The 19,397-nt window shown below is 30.4% G+C and carries 13 protein-coding genes and 2 pseudogenes; 14 read left to right on the forward strand and 1 reads right to left on the reverse strand.

Going from position 1 to position 19,397, the window contains the following annotated elements:
* The first annotated feature begins 113 nt into the window (after positions 1 to 113).
* From rapZ to rlmD, 11 genes and pseudogenes are all read left to right on the forward strand, one after another.
* Complete coding sequence (gene rapZ, locus J1C67_RS07575) at positions 114 to 998, forward strand: RNase adapter RapZ (protein ID WP_167866023.1); 885 nt, start codon at positions 114 to 116, stop codon at positions 996 to 998.
* Positions 998 to 2,341, forward strand: coding sequence for a gluconeogenesis factor YvcK family protein (locus tag J1C67_RS07580; protein ID WP_167866101.1), 1,344 nt, complete (start codon positions 998 to 1,000; stop codon positions 2,339 to 2,341). The genes rapZ and J1C67_RS07580 overlap by 1 nt, the downstream gene beginning before the upstream one ends.
* Before the next feature lie 93 nt (positions 2,342 to 2,434).
* Positions 2,435 to 3,028, forward strand: a complete 594-nt coding sequence (locus J1C67_RS07585) for a hypothetical protein (protein ID WP_167866022.1) — start codon at positions 2,435 to 2,437, stop codon at positions 3,026 to 3,028.
* 217 nt (positions 3,029 to 3,245) lie between these two features.
* Positions 3,246 to 4,196 carry a DNA-binding protein WhiA gene (gene whiA / locus J1C67_RS07590; protein WP_089967343.1) on the forward strand — a complete coding sequence of 317 codons (951 nt, stop codon included), beginning with the start codon at positions 3,246 to 3,248 and terminating at the stop codon, positions 4,194 to 4,196.
* 113 nt (positions 4,197 to 4,309) lie between these two features.
* Positions 4,310 to 6,388, forward strand: a pseudogene (gene dnaE, locus J1C67_RS07595) (DNA polymerase III subunit alpha); the annotation flags it as partial.
* 597 nt (positions 6,389 to 6,985) lie between these two features.
* Positions 6,986 to 7,909, forward strand: a complete 924-nt coding sequence (locus J1C67_RS07600; protein WP_167866021.1) for an endonuclease — start codon at positions 6,986 to 6,988, stop codon at positions 7,907 to 7,909.
* Positions 7,910 to 8,009: 100 nt separating this feature from the next.
* Positions 8,010 to 9,485: pseudogene (locus J1C67_RS07605) on the forward strand (helix-hairpin-helix domain-containing protein); the annotation flags it as partial.
* 505 nt (positions 9,486 to 9,990) lie between these two features.
* Entirely contained in the window at positions 9,991 to 10,950 is a 960-nt protein-coding gene (gene pfkA, locus J1C67_RS07610; RefSeq protein ID WP_089967334.1) for a 6-phosphofructokinase, read from the forward strand.
* A gap of 66 nt (positions 10,951 to 11,016) precedes the next feature.
* Positions 11,017 to 12,429: a pyruvate kinase gene (gene pyk / locus J1C67_RS07615; protein ID WP_167866019.1), complete on the forward strand. Its 1,413-nt coding sequence runs from the start codon at positions 11,017 to 11,019 to the stop codon at positions 12,427 to 12,429.
* Between the two features lie 257 nt (positions 12,430 to 12,686).
* Complete coding sequence (locus J1C67_RS07620; protein ID WP_167866018.1) at positions 12,687 to 13,052, forward strand: DUF1540 domain-containing protein; 366 nt, start codon at positions 12,687 to 12,689, stop codon at positions 13,050 to 13,052.
* Between the two features lie 106 nt (positions 13,053 to 13,158).
* Positions 13,159 to 14,523, forward strand: a complete 1,365-nt coding sequence (rlmD, locus tag J1C67_RS07625) for a 23S rRNA (uracil(1939)-C(5))-methyltransferase RlmD (RefSeq protein WP_167866017.1) — start codon at positions 13,159 to 13,161, stop codon at positions 14,521 to 14,523.
* 232 nt (positions 14,524 to 14,755) lie between these two features.
* Here rlmD and J1C67_RS07630 read toward each other — a convergent pair whose 3' ends face one another.
* On the reverse strand, positions 14,756 to 15,217 hold the full coding sequence (locus J1C67_RS07630; RefSeq protein WP_167866016.1) for an alpha/beta fold hydrolase: 462 nt from the start codon (positions 15,215 to 15,217) through the stop codon (positions 14,756 to 14,758).
* Positions 15,218 to 15,915: 698 nt separating this feature from the next.
* On the opposite strand from J1C67_RS07630, the gene J1C67_RS07635 reads away from it, so the two are divergent.
* The 3 genes from J1C67_RS07635 (at position 15,916) to J1C67_RS07645 (ending at position 19,340) form a co-directional block, all read left to right on the forward strand.
* A complete protein-coding gene (locus tag J1C67_RS07635) occupies positions 15,916 to 17,148 on the forward strand; it encodes a COG4705 family protein (RefSeq protein ID WP_243176705.1) in 1,233 nt (410 codons plus the stop codon).
* 123 nt (positions 17,149 to 17,271) lie between these two features.
* Positions 17,272 to 17,949, forward strand: coding sequence for a response regulator transcription factor (locus J1C67_RS07640; protein ID WP_167866015.1), 678 nt, complete (start codon positions 17,272 to 17,274; stop codon positions 17,947 to 17,949).
* A 2-nt stretch (positions 17,950 to 17,951) separates the two neighbouring features.
* A complete protein-coding gene (locus tag J1C67_RS07645) occupies positions 17,952 to 19,340 on the forward strand; it encodes a sensor histidine kinase (RefSeq protein ID WP_167866014.1) in 1,389 nt (462 codons plus the stop codon).
* Positions 19,341 to 19,397: the final 57 nt, after the last annotated feature.

Here is a 19,397-nt window from a genome sequence, read left to right on the forward strand (position 1 = left end):
ACCTTATTTTTATTGAAATGATATAGTTAAATTTAGAGGTTATATAAATAAACATCTATAATTATGATATAATCTATTTATAGAGTAAAGCAGAAATAAGGGAGGTTTATGACATGAGATTTATAATAGTAACGGGACTATCAGGAGCAGGTAAGACAGAGGCAACAAGAAGCCTTGAAGATATGGGGTATTTTTGTGTAGATAACCTTCCACCGAAGTTAATACCTAAGTTTGCAGAAGCTTGTCTTCAAAGCGACGGGAAAATAAATAAGGTTGCATTAGTTATAGATATAAGAGGTGGAATATTTTTCGAAGATTTATTTGAAAGCCTAGTATATCTTAAAAATCAAGATTTCCAATATGAAATATTATTTTTAGATGCTTCAGATGAGAAGTTAGTAAAAAGATTTAAAGAATCAAGAAGAAGCCATCCATTAGCAGCTAATGGAAGAATTACAACAGGTATAGATGAAGAAAGAAGAAAATTAAGAGAAGTAAAAGATAGAGCAGATATAATAATAGATACTTCAAAATATGAAATAAGAGATTTAAGAGAAGAAATGAATAAGAATTATGGTGATGAAAAAGAACCTAAAAAGCAACTTTCAATAACGGTGTTAAGTTTCGGTTTCAAATATGGAATTCCTGTAGATGCAGATTTAGTATTTGATGTAAGATTTATACCAAATCCATTCTATATACCAGAATTAAAACCATATTCAGGTGGAGATAGGCCAGTAAGAGATTATGTTTTATCTCAAGAAGAAACAAAAGGATTTTTAACAAGAACAGAAGATATGCTTAAATTTTTAATCCCTAATTATAAAAAAGAAGGAAAAAGGCAACTTATTGTTGCTATAGGATGCACAGGGGGAAGACATAGATCAGTAGCTATAGCGAATGCCATAGAGGAAATATTATGTGAAGATAAATTTAATGCAAGAGTAGAACATAGAGATATAGGAGAAGACCCAAATAAAGGGGCTAAGAAGCTATGATTAATGTTAAAGACTGGATGAGGCCGGGAGTAAAGCTCAAAAGATGGATGTTCTTTGGAATATTTGGAGTTTTATTAATTGCCTTTGGATTTACAGAATTGGTTACTCGTAGAGTTTATGATATTTATTATAAAATATTTTATATATGTCTTAATCTAACAGGAATATTTGTTATATATATTTCTGTTACAGAAATGATAAAATCTATAGTTGCATTAACAAGTAAAGGGTATGTAAAGTTATCCTTAGATAGTAGGAAAATGGAAAGTCTTATATATGAAAAAAGACTTTTAGTTAAGGGACCTAAGATAGTAGTTATTGGTGGTGGAACAGGATTATCAACTATGCTAAGAGGTCTTAAGTATTATACTTCGAATATAACCGCAATAGTAACAGTTGGAGATGATGGGGGAGGGTCTGGTGATTTAAGAGAAGATTTAGGAATGTTGCCACCAGGGGATATAAGAAACTGTATTTTAGCCCTTGCAGATACAGAACCATTAATGGAAGAATTATTACAATATAGATTTCCTGATGGAAGACTTAAAAATCAAAGTTTTGGAAATTTATTTTTAGCAGCAATGAATGGAGTAAGTGAAAATTTTGAGGATGCTATTCAAAAAATGAGTTCGGTACTTGCAGTAACAGGAAAAGTATTACCTGTTACTTTGGATGATATGAAGCTTGTAGCAAAACTTGAAAATGGAAGTATTGTTGAAGGTGAATCACAAATTCCAAATGAAGTTATAAATCAAAAATCTAAAATAAAGAAGCTTATGATAAATCCAAAGGATGCAAGAGCATTAGAAGAATCTTTAAAAGCGTTAAGAGAAGCTGATGCAATTGTAATGGGTCCTGGAAGTTTATATACAAGCATAGTTCCTAATTTACTAGTTAAAGATATAGTAGAAAATATTAAGAAAAGTGATGCTATAAAAATATATATATGTAACATAATGACTCAGCCAGGGGAAACAGATAATTTTAGTGTTTCAGATCATATAAAGATATTACAAAAATATGGTGGAAGAAACATAGTAGATTATGTTATTGCAAATAGAGGGGACATACCAAAGATTGTTAAGGAAAAATATCTAGAAGATAGTTCACAGCTTGTAGAACTAGACAGAAAAGAGTTAAAAGCCTTAGGAGTAGAGGCTATAGAAGCAACCCTTGCAAAAACTGAGAAAGCATATGTTAAGCATGATACAGAATATTTAGCAGAAGTATTAGTTGATACTATTATGGAAAAGAAACTTCTATATGATAGAAAGAAAATAATAGAATATATGTATTTATCACAACGTATAAAAGAAAAAGAAAAAAAACGTAAAAATAAATAACTTTAAAATAAGAGCTAGGCTATATATAAGATATAGTCTAGCTCTTATTATTTATACAGTAACAAATGAAGAAAATTGTCATATTGTAATAATATGAAGAGAATAATTATAAAAACAAAGGAGAAATGTGATATGTGTCAAAGAAACAATACGAATAATGGCTGTGGTTGTGGTTGTGGTTGTAATGAAAATGCAATTAAAGAAGCTTTTAGACAAGGTTATAAAGCAGGAGTAAAAGCTGGATATTGCGAAGGTAAAAAAGTAGGATTTGCTGAAGGAAGAAAAGTAGGATTTGCTGAAGGAAGAAAAGTAGGATTTGCCGAAGGTAGAAAAGTAGGATATTGCGAAGGTAAAAAAGATGGATTTGCTGAAGGAAGAAAAGTAGGATTTGCTGAAGGAAGAAGAGTGGGATTTGCTGAAGGTAGAAAAGTAGGATATTGCGAAGGTAAAAAAGAAGGATTCCATGAAGGTAAAAAAGTGGGATATGCTGAGGGTTATAAAGATGGAAAAGCAAGTTGTAAAGAAGATTTAGAGAATGATTGTTACGAATGTGATAAATGTGATAGTTACGATGAATGTGATAAGTACGATGAATGTGATAAGTACGATGAATGTGACAATTACGATGAATGTGATAAGTACGATGAATGCGATAGTTGCGAAGAAAACGACAATTCCAATTATTAGGAAATTTTTTCAAACTCTATAACTAGAATCACATTACCATAAAAATAAAAAGAAAGCCTTAAGTGGTTTTCTTTTTATTTAAGAAATAAAGGAGCTGAAAGTACCTTATATAAAGCAATAAATTACATCTAATTATTTATTTTGTTTTATGATATAATTAAATTATAAACAATAGATAAAAATGTATTTAAATAGATAGCGAGGAGAATCAGAACCTATGTCATTTTCGTCAAAAGTTAAAGGTGAAATCTGTAGATATGTAGATGTAACAAATGAAGAAGCTTTAGCAGAAATATCAGCAATTATGAAAGTTAGTGGAACTATATCATTTAGTGGTTTAGGTTTAGCTTTTAGAATAGCAACAGAAAACCCAGCATCTGCAAGGCACATATTTAAATTACTTAAGGAACATTTTCAAATTCATTCTAAATTAATGGTTAAAAAAGGAAATTCTCTTAAGAAAAATAATATCTATATGGTAAGTATAGATGAGGAAATGGGAGTTAGGAATTTGCTTCAAAAAACGGGTATATTCCAAGAAATTGATGGGGTTCTAACACTTGATTATAGAATAGATGAAAAAATGGTTGAGACTGATGAGTTAAAAAGAGCATACATAAGAGGCGCATTTATAGGTGGTGGAAGTATAAGTAACCCAGAGAAAACTTATCATCTAGAATTTGTTACTCATAGTGAAGAATATGCAGAAGACTTATGCTTGCTAATAAATAGCTTTGAATTAAAATCAAAAGTAATTCAAAGAAAAAATAGCCATATAATTTATATAAAAGAAGGAGACCAAATTTCAACCCTTCTAAGCATAGTAGGGGCGCATACTTCTTTATTAGAACTTGAAAACATAAGAATAATGAAAGAAATGAGAAATAACGTTAATAGGCTTGTAAACTGTGAAACAGCTAATCTTAGTAAAACCGTAAATGCATCGGTGAGGCAAGTTGAAAGTATAAAGCTTCTGCAAAGAGAAATAGGACTTCAAAGATTACCAAGTAACTTAAGAGAAATAGCAGAATTAAGATTAAGTTATCCAGAAGAATCACTAAAGGAACTTGGAGAAATATTAGTTCCACCAGTTGGTAAATCGGGGGTTAATCATAGGTTAAGGAAGCTAGAGAAAATAGCAGAAGAGGTTAGATCAGGAACTTATTAGAAATATTAAAGAAATAGACCAATATTATCAGGGCATTTTTAAAAAGTAGATTAATTTAGTAGTCTGTTTTTTTTCAAGGGCCTAATATACCGTGCAGAAAGGATGGTGGTAAAGTGGAACAAAAAAAATTCACTCATCTACATCTCCATACAGAATATAGTTTATTAGATGCTTCAGGTAAAGTAAAAGATATAATGAAGAAAGCTAAAGAGCTAGGAATGGATAGCATTGCCATAACAGATCATGGAGTTATGTATGGTTGTGTGGCTTTTTATAAAGCTGCAAAAGAGCAGGGAATTAAACCGATACTAGGATGTGAAGTGTATGTTGCCGCCAAGTCAAAGGATATTAAACTTAATGACAAGGCAAATAGCACTCATCACCTAGTTCTTTTAGTTAAGAACGAAATAGGATACCAGAATCTTATGAAAATAGTATCCACAGCTTCTATTGAAGGATTCTACTATAAACCAAGAATTGACCATGATTATTTAAAAAATCATAGTGAAGGATTAATAGCCTTAAGTGCATGTTTAGGTGGAGAGGTTCAGTCCTATCATCTAAAAGATAATTATGAAAAAGCAAAGGAAGTAGCACTTCTTTATAAGGATATATTTAATGATGATTTTTATTTAGAAATACAAAATCATGGAATGGAAGAACAACGAAAGGTTACAGAAGAAAACATTAGGTTATCTAAGGAAACTGGAATACCTCTTGTTGCAACAAACGATGTTCATTACATAAATCAAAAAGATTCAGAATCACATGATGTATTAATGTGTATTCAAACGGCAAAAACAGTAGATGACCCAAACAGAAGAAGATACCCATCAGATCAATTTTACTTAAAATCACCAGATGAAATGTGGGGAATGTTTTCTTATGTTAAAGAAGCTTTAGAAAATACAACTAAAATTGCAGATCAATGTAATTTTGATTATGAATTCCATGTTTCCAAATTACCTGAATTTCCAGTGCCTGAAGGGAAAACCCCTTCAGCTTATTTAGAAGAAATTTGTTATGGTGGTCTTATTGAAAGATATGATGTGTTTAAAGATTTTCTAAATAAACCACTAAATGTTAAGGAAATTGTGGATTATAGTAAGAAAAATGAAAAAGCTTGCGAGTATGTTGAAAGATTAGAATATGAATTATCAGTAATAAACCAAATGGGATTTGTAGATTATTTCTTAATTACATGGGATTTTATAAAATTTGCAAATGATAATGGAATTCCAACAGGCCCAGGGAGAGGTTCGGCTGCAGGTTCAATTGTAGCATTTACTCTGGGAATAACAAAAATAGATCCGTTAAAGTATAACTTGCTTTTTGAGCGTTTCCTTAATCCAGAAAGAGTAAGTATGCCCGACATAGATTCAGATTTTTGTTATGAAAGAAGACAGGAAGTTATTGATTACGTTGTAGAAAAATATGGCGTATCAAATGTATCTCAAATAATAACTTTTGGAACAATGGCCCCAAGGGCGTGCATAAGAGATGTAGGTAGAGCTATGAGCTACTCTTATTCGGAAGTAGATAGAATAGCTAAAATGATTCCAGCAGTGATTGGAATTAGTATAGAAAAAGCATTGGAAATGAATCCGGAACTTGGTAATGCTTATAAAACAGAAGATAGAGTAAAAGCATTAATAGACGTAAGTCGTGATTTAGAAGGGTTACCAAGACATTCATCAACTCATGCAGCAGGTGTAGTTATAGCATCAAAGCCGCTAGTGGAATATGTGCCTTTGCAAAGGAATGACGAATCAATAATAGCCCAATTTGATATGGGAACACTTGAAGAACTTGGACTATTAAAGATGGATTTCCTTGGACTTAGAACATTAACAGTTATGAGTGATTCAGTTAAAATGATTAAAGAAAACAGGAATGTAGACATAGATTTAGATAAAATAGATTATGATGATAAAGAAGTTTATAAAATGATTAGTGAAGGAAAAACAGCAGGAGTATTCCAATTAGAATCAGCCGGTATGGTATCCTTCATGAAAGAACTTAAACCAGATTGTTTAGAGGATATAATAGCCGGAATTTCACTATATAGACCGGGGCCAATGGCAGAAATTCCAAGATATGTAGACTGTAAAAGAAATCCTGAGAAAGTTAAATACGAAACACCAGAGTTGGAAGAAATACTAGATGTAACTTATGGAGTAATGGTTTATCAAGGTGCGACTTGTTTTCAAATATAAAATGTGTAGAAATGCACAACAAAATTGAAGGAGATGAAAATCTCTAACTATTTATCAGAGAGTGAAAGCTCCACTAAAACTCCGTTATGCACTTAGTAATCTATAGATAACTAATGTGTATAAAGCACGGTAAAGTCTATGAAAAGCAGACCTGAGAAGTGGTTGGCGAAATAATAGGGTGGCTAAAAAACTCCTATGACTACGTACAGGAATTACTTTAAGCTTCGAAACCATTACGTTGAGGAATAAGAACTCAACTTCTAACAGTAAACCAATCATCTTGGTTGATTGGTTTATACTTAACCTAAAAGGAGAAGTGCATTAAATGTTGTTAGCGGAGTGTAGGTAGAGTCTAAGGGAGAATAAAAAATAGCTAAGATAAATGGAACAAGTGAACCATGCAAGAGTTTAAAATCTAAATAGTAGGAAATGACTATTGAATGCATGGGGCAGCAGCCCGTAGTAGTGTTGAAGTAAGGTAATGCTTATAGAGCGAAGGGGCATAGTCAATGAGGTTAAATATAAGAATGGAACATGTGTCTGTTGGGGAATATATATACAGAGGTGTGTTTTATGAGACAAAAAGCTAGCTTAGATATTAAAAATAAGGCAATTGAATTATATAAAAGTGGAGTTTCGGCAAATTGTGTGGCTAATAATATTGGATATAATGAGGCAACTGTTAGATGCTGGTTAAAGGAATATAAAGTAGATATACGAAAAGGTGGAATGTATAATAAAAAGTATTCTAATGAAACCGTAGATAAAATAATAGAGTTGTATAATACAGGATTATATACTACTGACATTGATAATATATTAGAACTTAGGAGTGGAGTATCACAATACTTATTGAATAAGAATAATTTAGAATTAAGGCATAGAGGGCCTAAAAGCAAGATTGGAAATGAAGATTATTTTGATTTAATAGATAGTGAAGATAAGGCATATTTCTTAGGATATATAATGGCAGATGGTAATGTAAGTATAACTAATTCTCAATACTCATTAAAAATTCATATAGCTATACAAGATAAAGATATAGTTGATAAATTCTTGAAAGTTATTAATTCTTCCAATAAAACTAAAGTTAAAACTGATAGTAATAGTTATTATGTTAGTTTAACATCGGTACATATGTGTAAGAGTTTAATAAGTTTAGGTGTGATACCAAACAAAACTGGAAAGGAACTTGTACCAAAAGATATACCAGATGAATTAATAAGTCATTACATTAGAGGTGTATTTGATGGCGATGGGATTACGGATATAAGTAGAAAAAGAAGTGGTTTTGTTGGAAGTGTTAATATTATTAATGATATATTAAAAATATTAAATGAGAATTTAACAATATTTGAGGCTGGTAAAAATAAAAAGGTAGTATATTTTTTAGGAGGCAAAAAGTTTTCTAAAAAATTATATGATTATTTATATAAAGACTCTACTATTTGGTTAGAAAGAAAGCGAGCTAGATTAGAATATATTTATTCTTATTGATGGAACGCCGTATGAGGTGAAAGTTTCACGTACGGTGTGAGGTGGGGGAAAAGCAGGTCTTAACGTTAATGGCGAAGATTATGTTTACCTATCACCATAACAAGTAATGCAAATAGTAATGAAACTTGCCGGATATTCAATGGGAAGAAGTGACCTTGTAAGAAGAGCAATGTCTAAGAAAAAGCACAAGGTTATGGAAGAGGAAAGAAAGAACTTTATACATGGAATAGTAAATGAAAATGGTGATGTTGAAGTTGTAGGTTGTTTGCGTAATGGAATATCAGAGGAAATTGGAAATAAGATATTTGATTCGATGATGGACTTTGCAAGTTATGCTTTCAATAAAAGTCATGCAGCAGCTTATGCAGTAGTTGGATATCAAACTGCATATTTAATGCACTATTACCCTGTTGAAACAATAGCAGCTATGCTTAATTCAATTATAGGAACAAGTGAAAAAGTTGCTCATTATATAAACTTTGCAGAAAGTTTAGGTGTTGAAGTTCAACCACCTAATATTAATGAAAGTTATGCGAAGTTTACAGTTAAGGGCGAAAAAATTAAATTTGGTATGGCAGCTATAAGAAATGTTGGAACAAATGTAATAGATAGTGTAGTTATAGCTAGAAATAAAAAAGGTAGATTTGAATCATTAATTGATTTTATAAATAAAATAGAATTATCATCAATAAATAAAAGAGCAGTAGAAAGTTTAATTAAATCTGGTGCCTTTGATGAATATCAAGTATTTAGATCAAAGCTTTTAGCTGTTTATGAAAAATTGATGGATAGTGTTTCAAATGAAAAAAAGAGAAATATAGATGGTCAAATAAGTCTCTTTTCATTTGCAGAAGAGTCTATTAAAACTCCTGAGATAATATATCCAAATATAAAAGAATTCTCGAAGAAAAATCTTTTAGCAATGGAAAAAGAAATGACAGGATTATATTTATCAGGACATCCGTTAGATGAATATGGATCAAGTTTAAAAATGCAGACATCAACTAATATTTCAGAAATATATAAAGCTCATGAATTATTAAAAGAATCCTTTGATGAACAACTACAAGAGGATACAATTCATGATGATGAAAGAGTAATACTTGGTGGGATAATTTCAGAAGTAAATCAAAAAGTTACAAGAAATAATACTATGATGGCTTTTATAAAACTAGAAGATTTAACGGATACTATTGAAGTAATAGTGTTTCCAAGAACATTAGATAAAGTTAGAGAAGTATTAAAATTAGATAGTTTAGTGGTTATTAAGGGAAGAGTAAGTATAAAAGAAGATGAAATTCCTAAATTAATATGTGAAACAATTGAACCACTAGAAAAAATAAATACTTCGAAAATTTATTTAAAAGTAGAAACATTACCAGAAGCAAAGAAATTAATAAAAACACTAAAAACAATGCCAACAGAATATAGAGGTGATACAACTGTGTTTATATTCACTGCAATAGATAAGAAAAACTATAGAATGGTTAGAGAAATTTGGGTAAACTTAGAAACAGATGTAACTACTTATTTAAGAGAACTAGTTGGAGAAAACAACCTGAAAATAGTGGATTAGTTAATTAAGATAGCTCAAAAAAAATAACAAACAAAGGTGCAAAGTGTACTTTTGAATATACTTAAGATATTTTTTTAGAAGAATTACTAGTTATTATGATTATAATATTAGCTAGTGATTTTTTTAGGGAAAATACAATAAAATTATGAAAAAACATATAAATATTAATAAAAACTAGTCAGATTGATTATTAATAAATGAAAAAAATGACAAATGGATAAATGAAAATTTTTACATAAATGAATGTATTAAATTTTTTTATTAACATATAAAACACTTCCTATTAGGTTATAATATAATGGAAGAATAAAAAAAAAGTAATAAAAAGTATAAATATAGCGTTATTTTAGTTGCATAAAAACAGCATAGCAAGTAAAATAATATAGGTAGTAAAAACAGAACGGACTTTAACAGCATACCAATTAATTAAGTAATTTAGAAAAATGGATTATTTCACAAAAAGTGGGACACAATTTGTCCTAGTGGTGTTAAGGAGGTATATAACATGAAAAAAATAGCTATTTTAACAAGTGGTGGAGATGCACCAGGTATGAATGCCGCTATAAGAGCAGTTGTAAGATCAGCTCTATATAATGGTTTAGAAGTAATGGGTGTACAAAGAGGATACAGCGGGTTAATCAATGGAGAATTATTCAAAATGGATAGAGCATCAGTATCTGACATAATTCACAGAGGTGGAACAGTTTTAAGAACAGCTAGATGTCTAGAATTTAAAAAAGAAGAAGTAAGAAAAGAAGCTGTTAAAATATTAAAAGATAATGGTGTAGATGCTTTAGTAGTAATAGGTGGCGATGGATCATTTACAGGGGCCAAGCTATTGTCAAAACTTGGAGTTAAAACAGTAGGAATACCAGGAACAATAGATAATGATTTAACTTATACAGATTACACAATAGGATTTGATACTGCTTTAAACACAGCAATAGATTCTATTGATAAAGTAAGAGATACTTCAACTTCACATGAAAGAGTTTCAGTTGTAGAAGTAATGGGTAGAGATTGTGGCGATTTAGCTTTATATGCAGGACTTGCAGGTGGAGCAGAATACATAATTACTCCAGAAAAAGGATACTGTAAAGAAGACTTATGCAGAGTAATATTAGAAGGAAAAGAAAAAGGTAAGATTCATAATCTAATATTATTAGCAGAAGGTGTTGGCGGAGCAGTAGAACTTGCTAAACACGTTGAATTCCAAACTGGTATAGAAACAAGAGCTACAGTTTTAGGTCACGTGCAAAGAGGTGGAAGTCCAAGTGCTTTTGATAGAGTATTAGCTTCAAAAATGGGAGCTAAAGCAGTAGAAGTTCTTTTAGCAGGAAAAACTTCAAGAGTTATAGGAATTAAACAAAACTTGATAATAGATCAAGATATAGATGAAGCATTAGCTTTAGAAAGAACATTTGATGAAGAATTATTTAAGATAGCAGAAGAGATATCACACTAGAAACTTAAATATTTTAAGCAATATTTAATTTAAACTATAAATAAAAGAACTAAAGGAGTGTTATACATGAGAAAAACTAAGATGATTTGTACAGTAGGTCCAGCAAGTGAAACTGATGCTATATTATCACAAATAATAGAAGCAGGTATGAACGTATCAAGACATAACTTCTCACATGGAGACCACGCAGAACACAAAACTAGAATTGAAATGGTACAAAGATTAGCTAAAGAAAAGAATAACCATATTGGTGTAATGTTAGATACTAAAGGACCAGAAATCAGAACTGGTAAATTTGATCCTAAAAAGGTTGAATTACAAGTAGGAACTGAATTCACAGTATATGCTGGTGGAGATGTTATTGGAGATACAACTAAATGCTCAGTAACTTACGAAGGATTAGCTAATGATGTTAAGCCTGGAAACACTATATTAATAGATGATGGTTTAGTTGGATTAACAGTAGTAAGCATTAGTGGAAATGCAATTAAATGTACAGTACAAAACACTGGATTTGTAGCAACTCATAAGGGTGTTAACGTTCCTGGAGTTTCAATCAAATTACCAGCTTTAACTGAAAAAGATAAATCAGATCTTATATTTGGTTGTGAAATGGGTGTTAATTTAGTAGCAGCTTCATTTATAAGAAAAGCAGCTGATGTTAAAGCTATAAGAGCAATTTTAGTAGAAAATGGTGGAACAGATATTCAAATATTCTCTAAGATAGAAAATCAAGAGGGTGTTGATAACATAGATTCTATAATAGAAGCATCAGACGGAATAATGGTAGCTAGAGGAGATCTTGGAGTAGAAATACCAATGGAAAACTTACCAGCAGTTCAAAAGATGATAATTTCAAAATGTAATGAAGCTGGTAAAGCAGTTATAACAGCTACTCAAATGTTAGATTCAATGATGAGAAATCCAAGACCAACAAGAGCTGAAGTTTCAGATGTAGCTAACGCTATAATGGATGGAACAGATGCAATAATGTTATCTGGAGAATCAGCTAACGGAGATTGGCCAGTAGAATCAGTACAAACTATGGCTAAAATAGCATTAGAAGCTGAAAAGCAATTAAGCTATGAAGTTTCAGTTTCAAAATCTAAAAAGCATATACCTGCTATTGCAGGAGTTATTTCAAGAGGAGCATGTAATGCTGCTAATGAATTAAAAGCTTCAGCTATAATTTCATCAACACAAAGTGGTGCAACTGCAATGAGAATTTCACAATGCAGACCAGATTGTCCAATAATTGCAGTAACACCTAACGAAAGAGTTGCTAAGTCATTAGCATTATACTCAGGTGTTTACCCAATAGTTGCACAAGAAATGAAGTCAACTGATGAAATAATAGAAAGATCAGTTAAAGTAGCACAAGAAAATGGATTTGTTACAGCAGGAGAAACAGTGGTAGTTGCTGCCGGTGTTGGTCATGTTGGATCAACTAATCTTTTAAGTGTAGCAGTAGTAGAATAATAATAGTTATAAAAGATGCTTTAGGGCATCTTTTTATTTTTAAATATAAAGACAAAATTAATTGTTAACAAAAAATTAACAATTATATGCTTAAATGTTATATATAATGTATATTATGTATTATAATGAGAATAATACTAGTTAGGGATTAAGTGGCAACTGATTCTGAACCTGCACCTTCGGGTGCTCTTTTTTTGCATAAAATACCACCTTTATGAAGATAATAAGTATAAAATATAAAAAGGTGTGATAATTTTATGATAAGTCTAAGATGTAATGTAAGCAAATGTATTAATAATAATTCAAAAGTATGTAACGCTGAAAATGTAAATATTGTAGGAGGAGACTCTCATACAAGTAAAGATACTTGTTGTTGCACCTTTAGAGAAAATAGTTTTAAGAATTCTCTATCTAATTTAAGTAGTTTAAACTACTTTGGAGAATTAAAACAAATATTTAATAGCAGCTCTAGTACTCAAGTAGAAACTAGAATTTATTGTGACGTGAAATCTTGTTATCATAACTCACTTGGAAATTGTACTGCTCAAAATATTAATGTTGTTCAGAGTTTTAATAATGGTAGATCAGGAATTTGTTGTGAGACATTTATTGAAGCATATTAGGCTTGTTATTTATTTTCACGTCCCTTAAACAATATAATGAAAATTTATGATATAATAAGGGGTAAGTAAGAATAATTAAAAATATATGAAAATATAGGTGATAAATTTGATAGAAAAAAATAAAGAATACATATTAGACATAGTAGGTCAAGGTTATGAAGGGGAAGGAATAGCAAAAATAGATTCTTACCCGATTTTTATTCAAGGAGCTCTTACAGGAGAAAAAGTAAAAATTTTAGCTATTAAGGCTAACAAAAATTTTGGGTTTGGAAAATTATTAGAAATAATAGAACCTTCAGAAGAAAGAGTAACTCCAGAGTGTGAAAATGCTAAGAGATGTGGTGGTTGTTCAATACAACATATGAATTACAAAAATCAATTAGACTTTAAGTTTGATAGAGTTAAGGATTGCATGCATAAAATAGCAGGACTAACTACAGATTTAGTTCAATATCCAATTGGTATGGAAACACCATCAAGATATAGAAATAAGGTTCAACTTCCAGTAGGAATGGTTAAAGGAAAACTAGCAATAGGATTCTATGCAACAAGAAGCCATAACATAATTGATATAAATAAGTGCTTAATTCAAGATGAAATTGCAGATAAAGTTGCAGCAATTACAAGATCATGGATGGAAAAATATAAAATACTACCAGCTACAACAGATGGGATATTTGATCCTAAAGGATTAGTAAAACATATAATGATACGTAAAGGGTTCAAGACTAATGAAGTAATGGTAGTTCTTGTAACTATTAAAAAGACGGTTCCACATATAAACGAATTTATAGCTAATATTAGAGATAATATAGATGGAATAAAAAGTATAGTTCATAATATTAACTCTAAAGATACAAACGTAGTTTTAGGAACAGATTTTAGAACTATATGGGGAGCAGAAAAAATAACAGATTATATAGATGAATTTAAATTTAATATATCACCAGTATCATTTTTCCAAATAAATCCTGTTCAAACAGAAGTGTTATATTCAACAGCTTTAAAATATGCAGCTTTAACAGGTAAAGAAACAGTATTTGATGCTTATTGTGGTACAGGAACAATAACATTATTCCTAGGACAAAAGGCTAAGAAGGTTTACGGAGTTGAAATTGTACCAGAAGCAATTGAAAACGCAATTGAAAATGCAAAAGAAAACAAAATATATAATGCAGAATTCTTAGTTGGTACAGCAGAAGAAAAAATCCAAGAGCTATTAGATCAAGGGGTTAAACCAGATACAATAGTAGTAGACCCACCAAGAAAGGGCTGCGATATAAAACTATTAGAAGCAATAGCTGAAGCAAAACCAAAGAACGTAGTATATATATCTTGTGATCCAAGTACATTGGCTAGAGATTTAAAAATATTAACAGAAAAAGGATTTAAAGTAGGGAAAATTCAACCAGTTGATATGTTCCCTCATACTCCACATATTGAGTGTGTTGTTAAACTTAAAAGAAAGTAATATAACCTAAAAAACTCAAACTAACTTCAAAAAGGTTTTACAAAATGATGGTGATCCAGTACGAAGAGGTCGAAGGTTGTGATATCAATTAAGCTCTTAAAAAAGAAAGCTATATGATTGAATCAAGTAAGGATTGAGGGAGAAATCCCTTAGTCCTTTTATTTTATTTATTTTCCCTTAGTTTTGTTAACACAAGGCTATGTCTCATTGAAAGTAAAAATTAATCAGAGTTTTATTTTATAAAATCCTTCACTAACCTTGATATATAAGTAGCTTTAACTAGTGGAAAAATATGTCTTATTTGGGGAACTACAATCAATTTAGAATCAGTTACCTTGTGAACTATTAATTTTGAATATTCGACAAGTGTAAGTATCTCGTCACCACCTACGATAACATACGGTGGAGTAGATATATTCTCAAGTTGGCTTTCTACGTTTATATATTCGTCTACAAGAAAATCATTAATAATAATCTGAAATGGGTCAGTTAAAGCTAAGGCCTTCTGTACTATTGGGTTAAATAATGACCCTAGGCATTTTAATAGATAAAGGAAATCTATTTTATCTTCATGAATTTTAGACATAAAAGCCTTGTCCAATTTTGGAAAACTTGCACCTGAACTTATTATAACTGAACTTGTTACTGCTGGGATATTCTTAGAGGAAACTCCTAAGCAAATAGGCCAACCCAAAGAATGCCCAATTAAAACTACGTTATCTAATTCAGATACAAATTTGCTAATTGATTCAATATAATTATCAGCATTATACCCTGTATTATCAGAGCCTCAATGTCTGGGTAAATCTAATAGATAGCAGTTAAACTTTTTGAGTTTCTTAGCTAATGACTTAAAGAACTTCTTGTTACATCCTGAACCATGTACAAATACCAACATCTTTTCTTCCTTAGAGACTTCTATTTTCTTTAAAAAATTATATTCTATTCCATTTTTTATAAATAATTTTACGGATATCCTTTATTTTTTTATGATTAATATTTAGACAATCTTCATTATTTTATTGATATAATACTTAATAAGTTATAAGTGTAAAAAAATAATTCATAGATAGAGGCAAACCCCTCTGCTAAGATGACAGGCGTAAGAAGTTAATAAGGCATCTTCAAATAAAGAATAAATAATACAAATAATAATATTATTATTGCAAATAAGAGTATAAAAATAGAAATAGGAAAAGCTAATGTATACATGAGTTGCGATATTTAATCTATCAAAACTTGGTGATGAAAAAAGTGTTTAAATAGTTTGCGATACACATTATTAATACTATTCTAATGGAATTTTAATGGAGTTTTAATAAAAAGCATATAAAGTTATTATATAATAGTATGTTTTATTTATATATAGTCTAAAAATAAGGAGACGATAAAATGCACATGATTAAAACAAAAGACACTAAAAGTTTATTAAATAAAGTTCCAGAGGTAACTATTTATTTCTGGATTATAAAAATATTATGTACCACAGTTGGTGAAACTGCATCAGATTTCCTCAATGTTAATCTTGGATTGGGACTAGCTGGTACGTCTATTTTAATGGGAGCATTTTTAATTGGGGTGCTCTTCTTTCAGTTTAAGGCTAAGAAATATATACCAGGCATTTATTGGCTAACAGTAGTATTAATAAGTATCTTTGGAACACTTGTTACAGATAATCTAACAGATAGCATGGGTGTACCTCTTGAAGTAAGTACTATAGTTTTTAGTGTCGGCTTAATATTGACATTTACCATATGGTATGCCAAAGAGAAAACATTATCTATCCATTCAGTTTTTACCAAGCAGAGGGAATTCTTTTACTGGTTGACAATTCTTTTCACATTTGCACTGGGTACGGCAGCTGGAGATTTAATGGCTGAGAGTCTTGGTCTAGGGTATTTTATAACAGGTGTAATAATTTGTGCGGTAATTATTTCCGTTACAGTTGCTTGGAGATTCGGACTTAATTCTGTGCTAGCATTCTGGACTGCTTATATTATGACTCGTCCTTTGGGGGCTTCATTAGGAGATTACCTTTCACAATCACAAGAATACGGCGGTTTAGGATTAGGTGCAACCCTTACAAGCGCAATATTTATTGCAGCAATTTTGCTGACGGTTGTTTTTATTTCTGTAACCAAGCGAGATTTGGTTGCTAGACCATCAACAAAACCAATAAGTGACACAAATAGGTATTCTGTTTTTTTGCAAGTTGTGGTAGTTGTAAGTGCACTGGTACTTTCATCTGGAACAGGCTATTATTGGCAACATACCAAGCTACAAAATGAAGTGAATAATTCTGTTTCACAAGGTTCACCACAAGAAGGTTCCTCAGTAGACATTTCGCAATTTGGACCGCTGGGAGATTTATCTAGCTTCAAAAAAATTACGGAAGATACACTAAGTCTTGTTAACTCAGGAGAGTTGACAGCTGCTAAGACACGGGTTAATGATTTGGAATACTCATGGGATAATGCCAAAGCTCGACTTAAACCAATGAACTCTAAAAAATGGACAGAGGTTGATAATTGCATAGACAATGTGTTGAGACAGCTAAGATCTACACATCAAGATGCTGAAGCATGTAAAATGGCATTGGAATCATTATTAACTGCATTTAGTTAACTCATTCACTATATTCAATAAGAGCTATTATTGTAATCATTAAGGAGTTAAAATATAAACTAAAATAGATAAATAAGGGAGCTTGAAAAATAGTAAAGAATATTATGGAAGCAAGGTGGTAATTTGAAGAATTTTAAGATTCTTTTAGTTGAAGATGAAAAGCAAATGGCAATGTTTATTGAAATGGAATTAAATCATGAAGGATATACCGTTGATGTAGCTTATGATGGAAGAGAAGGTTTAAATTTATCAGAGTCTAAGGAATATGATTTAATACTTCTTGATATTATGATACCTGGATTAAATGGAATTGAGGTTTGCAGAAGGATAAGACAATCTTCTAGTGTGCCTATCATTATGCTTACTGCCAAAAGCGATATATCAGACAAAGTTTTAGGTTTGGATGTAGGTGCAAATGATTATCTGACAAAACCATTTGCAATAGAAGAATTATTTGCAAGAATAAGGGTGTATGAAAGAAATAAATCTATAAGCAATAATGATGAAATAAAAGTAAAAGATATTGTTATGGATAACAAAACTCATAAGGTTAAGAGGAAGGGTAAGGAAATTGAACTTACCAAGAAGGAATATGACCTTTTAGAAATACTGTTAATAAACAAAAATATTGTGCTTACAAGGGATCAATTAATTGAGAAGATATGGGGTTATGAATATGAAGGACATACAAATGTAGTTGATGTATTTATAAGATATTTGCGCATTAAAATTGATGATGGATTTGAGGATAAGCTTATAACTACTATAAGAGGCGTAGGATATTTTATTAATGGTGATTAATTATGAAGTTTAAAATTGTTGAAATTATTAAAAGTGCAAAAATTTCTGTTAAATTAACTATAGTTTATGCTTTAATGTTCTCATTACTATTACTGATATTAGATGCCTCAATTTTGTATGGAGTAAAATATCACTTATATAGTCAGGCAAATAAGCAAATAGAAGATGTTAAAATAATAGTGATAAATAATGTTACACCAAAGAATGAGCATTTAGATTTATCAGATAAAGAACTGCTTTCAGATATTCCTTCTAAGCAGAACATAGCAGTAAGAGTATTACAAGAAGATGGGAATGTATTAAATACATCAGGAGACTTTAATTATGATATCAAACCTAATCAGGTGTATGATAGAATAAAACATTTAGAAAAAAATGGGCAAAATTTAGCATATAAAATCATTAAAATTGAAAGTAAGGATTATGGTACAGTATATATTCAAATAGTAAAAGATTTAGAAAACGAAATTAATTTTATTGAGGTATTGTTTATGTTTATGGCAATAGCTGATTTTATAGGCATCATTAGTTCGATTATATTAGGCTATATAATAAGTAAAAAAATGTTGAAGCCTATTGATAATATAACTAAAATTGCTGAGAATATAAGCATTAATAACTTAAAGGAAAGAATAGAAGTAAACGGTCCAGATGATGAACTTAAAAGATTAGGAGATACTTTTAATAAAATGATAGGTAGGCTTCAAGGTTCATTTAATAGACAAGTGCAATTTGTGGCAGATGCATCCCATGAACTCAGAACGCCGATTGCTGTTATACAAGGGTACGCCAATCTGTTAGATAGATGGGGAAAAGATGATAGGGAAGCTTTAGAAAAATCAATTTATGCAATTAAATTAGAAGCTACCAATATGGCAAATTTAGTTGAAAAATTATTATTTCTTGCTAAAGGCGATAGTGGTACTCAAGAAATAGAAAAAAAGGAATTTTTGCTAAATGAGCTTATAAGTGAGGTAGTTAGGGAAAGTAAGTTAATAGATGCAGATCATATAATATCAAGTGATAAAAACGATACTATAAGTATATTTGCAGATTACAGAATGTTAAAACAGATGCTTAGGATATTTATTGATAATAGTATTAAATTTGCACCAGAGCAAAGTACAATAGATATAAGTTCAGAAATTCAGGGAAAGAAAGTAAAAATAACTGTCAGTGATATGGGTACTGGAATCCCAAAAGATGATATTGAAAAAATATTTGACAGGTTTTATACTGTTGACAAGTCAAGAGTTAAAGAAAAGGGTGGAACAGGCCTTGGATTATCTATAGCAAAGTGGATTTTAGATATGCATCAGGGAACTATAGATGTAGAAAGTGAAGAAGGTAAATATGCTAAAATAATTGTTACATTAAATTTAGATGAATAATTTAGTAAAATAAGGTGGAAGAGAATGTCTCTTTCATCTTATTATTTTTTAAAATTT

It is taken from the genome of Clostridium gasigenes (assembly GCF_017348895.1).
GTDB classification, from domain to species: Bacteria; Bacillota; Clostridia; order Clostridiales; family Clostridiaceae; genus Clostridium; species Clostridium gasigenes.

What these genes read in the sequence shown, in the direction of transcription:
- J1C67_RS07620 (WP_167866018.1), top strand. Translation starts at nt 12,687, where the DNA reads ATGATAAGTCTAAGATGTAATGTAAGCAAATGTATTAATAATAATTCA.
- J1C67_RS07635 (WP_243176705.1), top strand. Translation starts at nt 15,916, where the DNA reads ATGCACATGATTAAAACAAAAGACACTAAAAGTTTATTAAATAAAGTT.
- rapZ (WP_167866023.1), top strand. Translation starts at nt 114, where the DNA reads ATGAGATTTATAATAGTAACGGGACTATCAGGAGCAGGTAAGACAGAG.
- whiA (WP_089967343.1), top strand. Translation starts at nt 3,246, where the DNA reads ATGTCATTTTCGTCAAAAGTTAAAGGTGAAATCTGTAGATATGTAGAT.
- J1C67_RS07645 (WP_167866014.1), top strand. Translation starts at nt 17,952, where the DNA reads ATGAAGTTTAAAATTGTTGAAATTATTAAAAGTGCAAAAATTTCTGTT.
- J1C67_RS07600 (WP_167866021.1), top strand. Translation starts at nt 6,986, where the DNA reads ATGAGACAAAAAGCTAGCTTAGATATTAAAAATAAGGCAATTGAATTA.
- J1C67_RS07585 (WP_167866022.1), top strand. Translation starts at nt 2,435, where the DNA reads ATGAAGAGAATAATTATAAAAACAAAGGAGAAATGTGATATGTGTCAA.
- pfkA (WP_089967334.1), top strand. Translation starts at nt 9,991, where the DNA reads ATGAAAAAAATAGCTATTTTAACAAGTGGTGGAGATGCACCAGGTATG.
- pyk (WP_167866019.1), top strand. Translation starts at nt 11,017, where the DNA reads ATGAGAAAAACTAAGATGATTTGTACAGTAGGTCCAGCAAGTGAAACT.